At 40.4% G+C, this 12,248-nt stretch carries 12 protein-coding genes; 4 read left to right on the forward strand and 8 right to left on the reverse strand.

The annotated features are described in order from the left end of the window. The first annotated feature begins 142 nt into the window (after positions 1 to 142). Positions 143 to 874, forward strand: a complete 732-nt coding sequence (locus tag RMZ43_RS25530) for a hypothetical protein (protein ID WP_322647664.1) — start codon at positions 143 to 145, stop codon at positions 872 to 874. Between the two features lie 236 nt (positions 875 to 1,110). On the opposite strand, the gene RMZ43_RS25535 is transcribed toward RMZ43_RS25530, so the two are convergent. Both RMZ43_RS25535 and RMZ43_RS25540 read right to left on the reverse strand, forming a co-directional pair. After that, positions 1,111 to 2,193, reverse strand: coding sequence for a tetratricopeptide repeat protein (locus tag RMZ43_RS25535; protein ID WP_322652887.1), 1,083 nt, complete (start codon positions 2,191 to 2,193; stop codon positions 1,111 to 1,113). 98 nt (positions 2,194 to 2,291) lie between these two features. Next, positions 2,292 to 2,921 carry a sigma-70 family RNA polymerase sigma factor gene (locus RMZ43_RS25540; RefSeq protein ID WP_322647666.1) on the reverse strand — a complete coding sequence of 210 codons (630 nt, stop codon included), beginning with the start codon at positions 2,919 to 2,921 and terminating at the stop codon, positions 2,292 to 2,294. Between the two features lie 196 nt (positions 2,922 to 3,117). On the opposite strand from RMZ43_RS25540, the gene RMZ43_RS25545 reads away from it, so the two are divergent. Together RMZ43_RS25545 and RMZ43_RS25550 are read left to right on the forward strand one after the other, a co-directional pair. After that, positions 3,118 to 3,714, forward strand: a complete 597-nt coding sequence (locus tag RMZ43_RS25545) for a glyoxalase-like domain protein (RefSeq protein ID WP_118168372.1) — start codon at positions 3,118 to 3,120, stop codon at positions 3,712 to 3,714. A gap of 215 nt (positions 3,715 to 3,929) precedes the next feature. Continuing rightward, the gene (locus RMZ43_RS25550; RefSeq protein ID WP_322652916.1) at positions 3,930 to 4,394 is read left to right on the forward strand and encodes a DUF29 domain-containing protein; all 465 of its coding nucleotides are present in this window, start codon (positions 3,930 to 3,932) and stop codon (positions 4,392 to 4,394) included. A 19-nt stretch (positions 4,395 to 4,413) separates the two neighbouring features. On the opposite strand, the gene RMZ43_RS25555 is transcribed toward RMZ43_RS25550, so the two are convergent. The 5 genes from RMZ43_RS25555 to lysS all read right to left on the reverse strand — a co-directional run bounded on the left by RMZ43_RS25555 (position 4,414) and on the right by lysS (position 10,595). Further along, positions 4,414 to 7,122 (reverse strand): CHAT domain-containing protein, encoded by a 2,709-nt coding sequence (locus tag RMZ43_RS25555; protein WP_322652888.1) that lies wholly within the window; start codon positions 7,120 to 7,122, stop codon positions 4,414 to 4,416. Continuing rightward, positions 7,056 to 7,505 carry a hypothetical protein gene (locus RMZ43_RS25560; RefSeq protein ID WP_322652889.1) on the reverse strand — a complete coding sequence of 150 codons (450 nt, stop codon included), beginning with the start codon at positions 7,503 to 7,505 and terminating at the stop codon, positions 7,056 to 7,058. Before RMZ43_RS25560 ends, RMZ43_RS25555 begins: the two co-directional genes overlap by 67 nt. Positions 7,506 to 7,641: 136 nt before the next feature. Then, positions 7,642 to 8,349: a helix-turn-helix domain-containing protein gene (locus tag RMZ43_RS25565; protein WP_322647668.1), complete on the reverse strand. Its 708-nt coding sequence runs from the start codon at positions 8,347 to 8,349 to the stop codon at positions 7,642 to 7,644. Beyond that, positions 8,346 to 8,753, reverse strand: coding sequence for a type II toxin-antitoxin system RelE/ParE family toxin (locus RMZ43_RS25570; protein WP_322647669.1), 408 nt, complete (start codon positions 8,751 to 8,753; stop codon positions 8,346 to 8,348). The genes RMZ43_RS25565 and RMZ43_RS25570 overlap by 4 nt, the downstream gene beginning before the upstream one ends. A gap of 156 nt (positions 8,754 to 8,909) precedes the next feature. Next, positions 8,910 to 10,595, reverse strand: a complete 1,686-nt coding sequence (gene lysS, locus RMZ43_RS25575) for a lysine--tRNA ligase (RefSeq protein WP_322652890.1) — start codon at positions 10,593 to 10,595, stop codon at positions 8,910 to 8,912. A gap of 102 nt (positions 10,596 to 10,697) precedes the next feature. Here lysS and RMZ43_RS25580 point away from each other — a divergent pair, with 102 nt between their 5' ends. Beyond that, positions 10,698 to 11,255, forward strand: coding sequence for a Uma2 family endonuclease (locus RMZ43_RS25580; protein ID WP_322652891.1), 558 nt, complete (start codon positions 10,698 to 10,700; stop codon positions 11,253 to 11,255). A 275-nt stretch (positions 11,256 to 11,530) separates the two neighbouring features. Here the strand turns inward: RMZ43_RS25580 and RMZ43_RS25585 are convergent, their stop codons facing one another. Further along, positions 11,531 to 11,956 (reverse strand): hypothetical protein, encoded by a 426-nt coding sequence (locus tag RMZ43_RS25585; protein ID WP_322652892.1) that lies wholly within the window; start codon positions 11,954 to 11,956, stop codon positions 11,531 to 11,533. Between the last annotated feature and the right edge of the window lie 292 nt (positions 11,957 to 12,248).

Below are 12,248 nucleotides of genomic sequence, written 5' to 3' on the forward strand. Positions count from 1 at the left end.
GAGGCAAGAGGCAGAAGAATAATTTGATTTTTAAATCCTTAGTTCTGTACTTTATTTAGTTACAAAATGCTGTAATTAAACTTGTTGTTTGAGAAAGTTTTCTTTTAAAGAAAGACAAATTGAATTTTATTAGGAGTTAAAAATGAATATGAAGTTTCAAAGTTTTCGCAAGTCTGCTGAGTTACTTGGTGCTATATGCGGTGGATTACTAATCACTTTGCCAGCAATTCCTCAAGCACTAGCACAACAATCAGTAACACAACAATCTACTCCCAAGGTTAACCCATGTCCTAGAATTTTCTACGAAGAACCACATAATAGTCAGGTTGTTGTACCACAAGGATGTCCTCCAAATGCGCTAACACAAAGACTAGCTGCTCAAGGGCTTCTTCCCGTCCCAGCTACCCCATTACAAGAGCAAACAAAAGTGGGTGTAGGTGGTGAAGCTCCACAACCAGGAGTCACACCATCACAGCCAGCACCAAACAATCAAAGTCAGCAGCCTTCAACAGGGGCGGTTTCCACCGATCAACAACAACTAGAACCACGGCAAACCCCCACCACTACGATCGCACTAGCAAATGGTACTGTTAATGTCAGGTTGGAAAATGACACTGCGGCTAATGTAACCTACCAAGTAATTGGCGATACAGCACCGCGATCGCTACAAGGTAAATCTTATGTAACATTGCAAGGTCTAAAGGCACCAGTAACAGTGACATTTGAACGCGAAGATGGCGGACAGTTGATAGTAACTCCACAGCCTTCTTCAGAGACAGGAACCTTAGAAGTTAGATTTAAGGAAGCCACGAATGCAGCACAGGGTAGAAGTACTATGAGAATCGACCGAAACGGTTCAGTGTTTTTGAATTAATTAAACGTGAGTTCGATGAACCTCTCCCTGACTTGAACTAAAGTTCAAATCTGTCCCTCTGTGACTCGGAAAGGGAAGCCTTTGTTGCAAGAGGTGTTGGGGGAGAGGTTCTTTTATTATGGGTAATTTGGTGAACATGATATGAGCCGTCAAATTCACGTTAATTAAAAAGTGAATTCGGCCAATTTTAAATTTCTCTTTCAATCCAAAATTCAAAATCTAAAATTGAATGATTACTACTTGCGCTGAAGCATTTTAGTTAGCTGATCCAGCAATTGCACTTCTTGTTTGCTGTCCTCCAATGTCCGCGCCAGTATAATTGCCCTTTCATAAAAATTACGGGCAGTTAAGTAATTACCTTGTTGTTTGTATAACTGAGCGTAAGACTCAAAAGATTTTAATTCTTCTCGCAAATTTTGCAATTCTTTAGCGATTGCTAAACGTTGCTCTAGTAAATCAAAAGCCCGTTCGTAACGTCCGACAGCAGTGTGAGCAGTAACTAAACCGTCAATTGCCCGTAATTCATTAGTGCGATCGCGGTTAGTTTTTGCTATCTGCATTGCTGTTCCATAACTGCCAATGGTATCCTGATAATTTCCAGATGCTAAGTAAGCATCTCCTAAATTATTCAAAGTATTTGCTTCACCGATGGCATCGCCAGTCTGACGGCGGAAAATTAAAGCATTTTCATACAATTTAATTGCCTTGTTATAATCTCCTAACCTGGCTGACACTAAACCTAAATTGCTCAAAGATAGTCCTTCTGCTTCAATGTTTTTGACATGGTGAGCAATTGTGAGTGCATCTTCAACAAAATTGCTGGCAGCAGCAAATTCTCCTTGTTGCAGGAAAAATGTACCGAGATTATTTAGTACAAAAACTTGAGATTGGAAGTCTTTAGTATCACGAGCGATCGCTAATCCTCTTCTTAAAGCATCTTCCGCTTCTTTTAAACTACCAAGTTGCACATAAGCCTTCGCAAGCAAATTGTAAGTTAGACCTTGTGCTTTCAGGTCGCCAATTGAGTGATATAATTCCAATGCCCGCAAGCAAGAGGTAATTGTTTTATCGGCATATCCTGAAGCGTATTGTTTTTCACCGATACTCAGCAAGCTATCTGCTTCATCTCTTGATTGTCGCCCAACGGAACTATTTAAAGGGCGGTGGAGTTGTTGGGTAATATCAGCTGCACTCGCAACTATGGGACTCAGCAAAAAAGTAAACAGTAAAAAACTTTGTAACAATATTTGGGGACGAGAAATCGCACCTACACAAATTAAGCCTAACTTTTGCCTGGGAAATACAAGCCGTTGTTTCATAAAAATTACCCTTAAAGTTGCGGGTTTAAGTAGAAGGTCTAAGAAAAAGTTTTAATTTTTTTAATTGAAGACAAATAATATACGCATTTATACTTAAGTTATGATTGCGCTAAATCTTCCCCGAAGTATATAGCGCGGATATCTGTGGGTAATTTGTCCTCTAGCATACGATAGCCTTCCTGGAGAAAATCGGCTACTTCGCTTGGTGCGATCGCTTCTCCTTCGGCTTGCAGATAGGCGGCGATTCTAGTTTCGCTCCAGTGGAAAGTTTGAACCATTAACACAATTAATCGCAAAACAGGTGGTAGTTGGTCTAATGCCTGTTGTACATAGCACCATAGCGGCGGCGAAGTCGCTTGCAGAGAATAATGAATTGCTTCTGTGGGTGGTACTTTAATCTCGTTAATACAGAAAGCTGTCATATTAATTAACCAATTTTGCATGGTTAGGGCTTCCTTACCTGATTCGGAGTCAGTTAAATTTAGTCCACCGAGTTCATAGTAGATATGTCGCCAGGTGAGGGCAAACAGATAATCTGCCTGCACAGGCGATCGCGCCGAATGCCGAATTAAGGTATAAACTATGGGACTATAACGGCAAAAAATCACCGTGAAGTACTTTCCGGCATCTGGATTTTGCTGAAACAGAGTCAGTAGTTCATGGTCACTGTGATGGAACAGCGACTTCACCAGGGGGTGATTAGCTTCCGGGAAATGAGGAATTTGCATAAGCCTTTCAATGGATAGTTGTTAAAATAGTTTTGGGAATTGCACTCCTGTAATTAATCGCATAATATCTTGGTGTTGACCAATTTGTAGCCCCAACTCAGACTACTTGAATATTGATAAACTAGAAACAAAGACTTAATTTTAGTCTTAATGGATAATCATAAAATCGACTCCCTTATAGAATCCTTATTTGTTCATGGTTATAGCAGTTAGTGTGATCTCGTTCCTGCTCAGTCCCCTTACCTTAGGCTCCTTTCTACCTTCCCTGCCCTTAGATAGCCTGTTCTCCACTCAAGGCATTATGGTGATGCTGCTAGCAGCTTACGCTGGCGCAATGTGGATGTTTCTCACCAGTGCCCCAAAAGTACATACTGTAATGGTGTCGGATTTGGAGATTGCCCGACAGTTATATGAAGGGCTGCTAGATTTGCCAGCAGCTGAGGTGCCATTGCACTACTACTACAATTACGAACAAACTATCGGCACAACTGGCATTGATCCACTATATATGTCTACTGGGCCGAGCTTGTCTAGTAAAATGATGAATAATGCAAATGATGGGCTGTGGTATCAATTGAAGAAAAACACCCAGCTACATGTCATTACTGGGGCGAGTTTAGGTAGCAAAAATCAGCAACGCCACGTTTGTTTTGATCACGACTGCCTGGAAATGATTTTAATGCGAGTCGAAGTGCGCGGTTTGAAATTCAAGATTCGCAATCAGAAACCCCTGAATTTTTTGGTCAAGGATTATGAAGGGCGCGTGATTGAGGTGGCTGAAGTAGCGAATTAATTATTAGATTCTAGATGATTTTATATTGTGTGATGCGTAGCTTGCCGTCGTAGGCATCGCGCCACACAATATTTTTTTAAGTAGTTAGGCGTAAATAAATTAAAGTTTGTAGTAAGGACTTTAGTCCTGATAAACTTTGCTATGAGCAATGAATCGCTCACTAAAGAAAGTCATTATAGGGTTTTGCTAGGTAGAAACTTATGACCCTTGAAAAGATGTACACATCTCATCTGTATAAAACAGATTTCTATGGTTGGACTCAAGAGCAGGTTAGCTTGCTCAAAGCTCAACAGTGGAATCAATTAGATACAATCAACCTAATTGAAGAAATTGAAACTTTGGGCAGAAGAGAACGGCAAGAATTGAGAAATCGGCTCGGAGTGTTGCTAGGACACTTACTAAAATGGCAATTTCAACCTGAAAAACGTAGTAATAGCTGGTTGAGTACAATTCGAGAGCAACGTGTTCAAATTAAGCTACTTCTGCAAGATAGCCCTAGTTTGAAACCCTATCTCGATGAAGTTTTCCTGACTATTTATGAACTAGGTTTAGCTTTAGCAATTCGAGAAACTGAGTTAGGTGAGCAAGTTTTTCCAGAAGTATGCCCTTACACTTTAGGTGAAACTCTAAATCCTGAATTCTTACCAAATCTGACTCAAGTTGATGAGAAGGGCGAGTAATTATCCAAATAATATTTTATCAGCCTAAACCGTGGCAAATAAAAGCAGCCCAGTAACGAGGCTTTAAAAAGGGAAATTCCTCAGGCGAATTTTTTATATCATAAATTTGACTTAGTACTTTACGGTACTTTTTATATTCACAGTCCCACTCTAAATAGGTGGCTGAACCTTTGGAATATTGGTTTCTATTAGTTTTTGCTTCTTTCGATTTTTTGATAACTTGACTATAAAATTCTTGTATATCCTCTCTACTTAGCAGTGCCTCTTTCTTGAGTTCGCGCAGTTTGATTTGGGCTTGCTGTAAAGCTTTAGGACGGCTGTTACCTTCTTGTCGATGTTGGTAATAAAAGATAGAAAATAATGCTGTTGCTAAGTCATCTATTAACCATAAACTACTAACAACGCTTCTAGCACCTGCACATAAAAAACCTGTGGCAAGAGTAAGAATATCATCAGTCAGGGGTGGAATATCAAGATTCGTCTCGCAGCAAGACAAAAACACTTCTACAAGTTGAGGTAAACGCCAGCTTGGTGTCATCAATTGCCCCAAGGTGATGCTGCTGTCATGCGCTAATTTTAACTGTGATTCTAAAGGATTATCGAGACGAGATTCGGCATGGTGGCAGGAATGAAGTACTTGAACTTGTTGTGCTAGCTGTCGATAGTTTTTAGAGGTGGCTTGACTGCTACCAATTAATCTATTTTCTGGTAGAATGTTATACATTTGGGCGAGTTTTTCGCCTTCAAATCTGGCACAGGGAAGATTATCTTCGGCATCTTCTACAGTTCCGTATTGTAGAGATGTTTCATTAAATTTCCCTACATTGTTGCGTTGTTGACAGAATTCTAAAATTTGGCAGCTTGGTGTATAACGAATCAGAAATTTATCTCCTAAATATTCGTGATATTCTCCTGTAGGCAAAGCAGCGAAGGGAATTTGATGGAGTAACAGGTGAGGTACTAAAATTAATTCTTCTATTCTTTGAAGATGTTGGGAAATGAGTTCAGGTATTTGCAGTCGTTCAGCTAGTTCGCACAGAATACTATTAATTTGAGCTTCCCATTCTTTGGAATACTTTCTATAAGGCAATAACCAATTCTGCTCAATCCAGCCTTGCAAAGTTTCTAACCCTTGTCCTGTGCAGGTGTGGAGAGTAATTTGGTTTTGCTGCACGACAAAAATATGGGTGTCGCTGTTGGTAGTGTAGAAGCTGAGGATAGCTGTATTGGGTTGGTCAATTAGCTTTTGAATTTCTGATAAGCTGAGGGGGTTAACTTGAATTTCGCCAGCTAATACGGGATCTTCGCGTCTGAGATTTTCCCAAACTTGTTGTTTTTGGGTTTCTAAAGATGCGATCGCTTCATTATAAGCTTCCCAAGCAGCCCGTGTTTCACTGCGATTCTTTTCAGATTTATGGCTTTGGCGTTCTTGGTCAATTTGCCGTTGCAGTTCTTCATACTGTTGCAATAATTCTTGGACTTTTGGGGGGATTTCTTCGCCTTGAGAGAGGTTGTAGCTTGCCATTAAGTCTACAAGAAGTTTGGAACGCGATCGCTCTGAATATTCAAAAGCTTTTTCTATTTGTCCAGCATTGATGCAAGCTTGCACCATGTTTTGGTAAAGATCGATGGATTCTTCCAAAATCTCTTGACGGCGCGATTCAGAAGTTGCCCAACTACGGATTTGTTCAACGGCATCAATAGCATTATTGTAGCCTTTTATAGCCTCATTCCATAATTTAATACCAAAAGCTATGTTTCCCAATTTTCTTGAACATCTCAAGCATTCTTGAGGAAGAGAAGTAGGGGTATAAATTTCTAAAGCTAATTGTAAACACTCAATAGCTTCATCTATTTTTCCTTGTAGAGTATAAGTAGTACCCAAACTAGATTGGGTCATTGCCCAATCTGCTGGAAATGCTTCCCTTGTAAATATTTGCAAAGCTAAATCATAAGCCTGAATTGCTGCTCTCAAATTTTGTGTATGCTTCTTTTGATTTGAGTCACTGTAGAGATTGCCCAAGTTATATTGGAGTGTAGCCCAATCGACTGGAAACGCGTCCCGTGTAAAAATTTGCAAGGCTGACTTGTAACTATTCATAGCCGCTTGCAAATTATATGTCCGGTTTTCATGTGTTTGTTGACGATAAGCAATAGCGAGATTTATTTGAGTTTTAGCCCAAAGTTCTGGTAAATTTTGCTGTGTGTATACTTGTAAAGCTGCTTCACAAGCCTGAATAGCTGCTTCTAAATTTTGTGCCTGATCTCCTTTAATACGAGCAACGTATGTACTACTTAAATTCAAGTGAGTTTTAGCCCATTCTTGGGGTAATTCTTCCAAGATGCGAACTTGTAAAGCCAATTTATAAGCTTCGATAGCTGCTTCTAGATTCTCCGCTCGATCTCCTTTAATGCGTTGATCGTAGGCACTACCCAAATTATCTTGAGTACTAGCCCATTTTTCAGGAAATGCCTCTCTAGTGCGGACTTTTAATGCCAATCTGTAGGCATTGATCGCTACTTCCAGATTTTCTGCTCTATTACCCAGTATCCGCTCATTGTAAGCAGTACCAAGATTATTTATTATTGTTGCCCACTCTTCTGGAAATGATTCCTCTGTAAAGACTTTTAAGGCTAATTGGTAAGCCTCGATCGCAGCCTCTAAATTTTCCGCTCGGTTTCCTTTAATTCTATCGCAGTAAACATTAGCAAGGTTAGTTTGCAGCACAGCCCATGGTTAGTTTGCAGCACAGCCCATTGTTCTATATACAATTGCTGTGAGGAAGCTTCTCTTGTAAAAACAGTTAGTGCCATCTTGTTGCCTGTGAGGGCAATCTCTAAATTGCTTGCTCTGCTGCCAAATGGAAAAGACTGGATTTGTATACTGAAGTCGGAGATCACTAATGCAATCTCTTTTGCCCTTGACGGTTCGACTTTAGACAGCTCATCTGTCGCCCAAATTTGCAGTACTTTAGCAAAATTGTCATCTAGTTTTTCTAAGTTATTTAGGAGCAGCGAGTTTAATGCTTGTGAGTTGCCCCAATTTATCGAAATTGTATTCAATATTTTAAATAAGAAACTGAAATAGGCTTTTATTTGTTGTTTGTCCATTCCTGAATTACTCACTCTAAATTTTGGCATAGCAAGCCAATAGCACTAAGCTGTAGGTCAAGCAAGCTACTAACACACACTGCTTGAGAGCAATTGGCTCAATATAAAATTAATCGAGTTAGCTTTTATTGTCATCCTAAAAATCTGCCAATTTCTCCAGCAATTCCTCAGCTAAATCCAATAACTCAATTTCATCAATTTCATCACTAGTTCCACGATTACTTTCTCCACTCGTCACATTAGCAGCCAAAACATTTTTGACAGCAAAAATCCTGTCTTCTTCTTCAGATAAACTCAAACATTTTTCCAACTCTACAGCAACTTCTTGAATTGTCCTTGAACCCAAACGTTCTCTCACTTTCACCGCTACTAAATCGTCACTTTCCAGTAGTTTTACCAAAGCTGTTCTCAGTCCATCATCCTCGCGCGAAAACTTCTCAACGGCTACACGCACATATTCCCGCACGCTCATGTTTGCCGCTAATGCCTTTTGAAAAACTACATCTGGTACGTCCACCAGCAATACACCTTCGTTATCACTGGCTTGATATAAGTCATCTCCTTGTTTGACGGCTATCAGCAAATCTGCACCCAAAGCGTGTAAATAGTGCAACACCGATTCTAATTCATGTTCCTTTAACGCCGACTCTAACTTGGACACCGCAGCTTGCTTTACTCCCATTTTTTGAGCTAGCTGTGCCTGAGTCAATCCTGCTTTATTACGTATTTCCCGCATGGCATCGGTAAGATATAGGCGCAGGTACTCTAACTTTCCCGCCAAAATCACCTCTGGTTCGTCGCTTACCTTTTGCTGCAACCAAGCTTGAAAATTAGGCTTTTTCATGACTTTTCCCTCTGCTGCAATTCACGAAATCTCACTCTTGCAGGTTCTTTGTCTTTATCTTTGATAGCGTTGTCGTATTTCTTCATAAAGGCGTGCAGCACCACAAATCTCTGAGGAGTAGCAGCCGTTAAGATAAACCGTGGATTATGTTCGCTTTTAGTCATCCGTAACTCATACAAATCATCTTCCAGTTTCTCAAATATGCCACTGGTAAGTGATGCGAGTCCTTTGTCGCACAGGTAGCCAAGATTAACTTGCAGACGCTTGGTTTCGGAAGCACTCAGTAATGCTTTGGGTGGATTTTCTGGTTGATCCTCTTCGGGAATCATCTTGATGAAAAAAGCCAGCAAATCTTTGGGGATTTCCCCATTGACATCTAGATAAAGTTCCCAAGTCCAGGTCACTTCCTACCTCACAGTATAGTATTCCTTATAAGGAATGTCAATTTTATTATTCTTTTAAAGGAATATCATATAGAATCAGTGAGTGCAACTTAGGTAATAAAAATGGTGCGTTAGGCAAAACCATAACGCACCCCACTGTTTATATGCTTAAGTAGCTCAACTCAACTGTTCAAATTTAAATTTCCCTTTAATGAACTTGTTAAAGTATTGACCTTTAGACGGCGCATTGTCTAAGTCTTCCTTGACACTGGGAGGTACTTTGAAATACTCGTAAACACTTCCACTATCAAATTCAATAGTCAGTGTTTGAGTTTTTGGTTCATAGGTAAATTGCTTAATAACGCTGCCTTCAGGCTTGAGTAGCGGGAAGGCGATCGCATCCCGAATACTGGCACAATCAGTTAATAACATTACCAACCGATCAATTCCAATCCCTAAACCACCTGTAGGCGGCATACCGTATTCAAGGGCTGTCAAAAAGTCTTCATCTACACCTTGGGCTTCTAAATCACCAGCAGCTTTCCTTTCAGCTTGGGCTTCTAGGCGTTCTCTTTGATCGATAGGATCTGTAAGTTCTGAGAAGCTATTCCCAGTTTCTCGCCCGACGATAAATAACTCAAATCTTTCCACCAAACCAGGTTGAGAACGGTGGGGTTTTGCTAAAGGCGAAATTTCTACTGGGTAATCAATTACAAAGGTAGGTTGAATTAAATTAGCTTCTACTTTCTCTTCAAAAGCTAAATTCAGTAACTTACCAATTGATTTAGCTTCATCTACACCAGGAATAGCAGCATTTTTACTCGCTGTTTTTGCTTCTTCCAATGTTTGGAAAGAATTGAAATCCAAGCCTGTAAATTCTTTAACTAAATCATGCATTGTCACCCGTCGCCAAGGTGGTGTTAAATCTATCGGTTCTCCTTGGTAGGTAATTTGCAATGTGCCGAGTACGTCTTGAGCGACAGTGGTAATAATCCCTTCTGTCAGCGCCATCATATCATTGTAGTCGGCGTAGGCTTGGTAAATTTCAATCGTCGTAAATTCGGGATTGTGTCGAGTCGAAATTCCCTCATTACGGAAAATCCGTCCCAATTCAAACACTTTTTCAAAACCACCTACAATCAACCGCTTGAGATGGAGTTCTGTGGCAATTCGCAGATACAATTCCATTTCTAAAGTGTTGTGGTGGGTGATAAATGGACGCGCATCTGCACCCCCAGCTTCACTTTGCAAAACTGGCGTTTCAATTTCTAGAAAATCTCGTTCTTCTAAATAGCGGCGAATACCAGCAGTAATTTGGGCGCGACGGCGGAAAGTTTGCCGGACTTCCGGGTTAACAATCAAGTCAACGTAGCGCTGACGGTAGCGTTTGGCAACATCCGTTAATCCATGCCACTTGTCGGGTAGGGGCAATAGGGATTTAGTCAGGATAGTATATTGTTTAACGTAGACAGATAACTCGCCCTTTTCAGTCCGTTTAATAGTACCTTTAACTCCCAGGATGTCGCCTGCATCTGTGAGTTGTTTTAAGTGATTGAAGGCATCAGCATCAATATCTGCCATGCTTTCTTGGATGCGATTTTTATCCAAATAAAGCTGAATTGTGCCAGTTTCATCTTGCAAGGTGAAGAAAGCCAGTTTACCAAAAACGCGACGCGCCATAATGCGTCCAGCGATCGCAACTTCTAAATCAACTTCTTCACCACTGGCTAAATCGGCAAACTTTTCTTGCAACTTTGCTGCGTGATGGGTAGATTCCCAACGATAGGCGTAGGGATTAGTGCCTAGCTGCTTAAGTTGTTCTACTTTCTCCAGCCTGGCGGCTCGGATATCTTCTTCCGACATGGTAACGAACTAAATAGGGCAAGATTAATTATAGATGCTGCAAAAGTTGAGAGTAAGAGATATTTGCACTTTGCAGATGATAATATCGCCAAACCAAATACAATGACACAAACTAGAGTGCGCTTGTGGAATGTAGATGAATATCACCGGATGCTTGAGACGGGTATTATCGCAGCCGATGAACGGGTAGAACTGATTGATGGGCAAGTTATCCCCATGAGTGCCAAAAATCCCCCCCATGCAGCAACAACGCTGTGTGCGTCTGATTATCTCAAGCGGCTGCTAGCAGAAGTTGCCTTAGTTCGGGTGCAAGATCCCATTCAGTTAAACCAATACTCGGAACCTGAACCAGATATTGCCGTTGTCCGCATTGATGCGCGAAAGTACATTGATCATCATCCTGCACCCAATGAAATCTTTTTATTGATTGAGGTAGCAGATACAACGCTAGACACGGATCGCAAACAGAAAGCACCTTTATATGCTAATGCAGAAATTGCTGAGTACTGGATTTTGGATGTGAATCAGCGTCAGGTTTATGTTTTCCGTGAACCGGGTTTGGAAGGCTACAATTTGAAATTTATTTTGCCGGAGGATGCAACGTTATCCTTGATTGCATTTCCAGAAATTGAAGTTCAGATTAGTCAACTGTTTCCATAAGTTCGGCAATTTTAGATTCCTTCACAATACCAATTTTGTATGAAGATGCGCTAAACCATATTTAAGTATAAGAAATAAGAAAGAGAAACGAACCGCAAAGGGGAGGCAGCGCGGTCTTGGGGGTCTCCCCCATGAGCGACTGCCGTCGCAAAGGACACAAAGAAAGAAAGTGCGATCGCTTACTTTATCGCATTTTATCCAAAAGACTGTCATAGAAAATATGATTGATATCTTCTATGACAACGATTTAATAATTCAATGTACAAATCAATCCTTTATTTATGGCCTACTATTAGCGAATGCCTAGATGAAATTGCTTTCATTTTCAAGTTAGTAAATTGCACGATCGCCTTTACAAAATCTTGCTGTTCTGGTTGCAAATGTAGTTTTTCTAGGGCTTGAATGATATTATTACCAGCCCGGAGATTGCGATTAAGTTGGGCACGTTGCGATGTGTTTAAGACTGCCTCAATTTCCCTGTTTCTTCTCTGACGCACAGCCTGAAGTTCTTGGCGTTGTAAAGGAGTCAGGTTAATCTCCGACGAGGTGGAGTAGCTAGCAGTTTTGGTAGTTTGGGCAGAAATAACACCAGAACTAGTATGGAGTTGAACGGGTGCAGCTAAGGCAATTCCCGGCATGGAAAGGACAAGAGTTAGAATAGCAGCGAACACAGAAAGCCGTTTTGTCAAGTAAATTGCCATATTCAGAAATGCCTACATCTAAATTTAATGCTGAGATATAGTTAAGCAATTTTCAAGTCTTAATTTTGAATTTTGAATTTATCCACCCTCAAGAGGATGGTAGTTCAGCTAAAAAATATTATCCGCTTTAAAGAAATCCAAAAAACTAGAATGGCAAACTTAACTGAATTATTTTTGCTAAAATCCAGACTCAAATTCAAGTTTTTACAAAATCATCACTTGATGGCTCGTTTCTGTTAGTCTGTCAATGCGTAAATCCTGCAAGTAGCTCGTGATTTTATTTTAGAACACC

Origin of the sequence: Nostoc sp. CmiVER01, assembly GCF_034531135.2 — a bacterium.
Taxonomy (GTDB): Bacteria; Cyanobacteriota; Cyanobacteriia; order Cyanobacteriales; family Nostocaceae; genus Nostoc.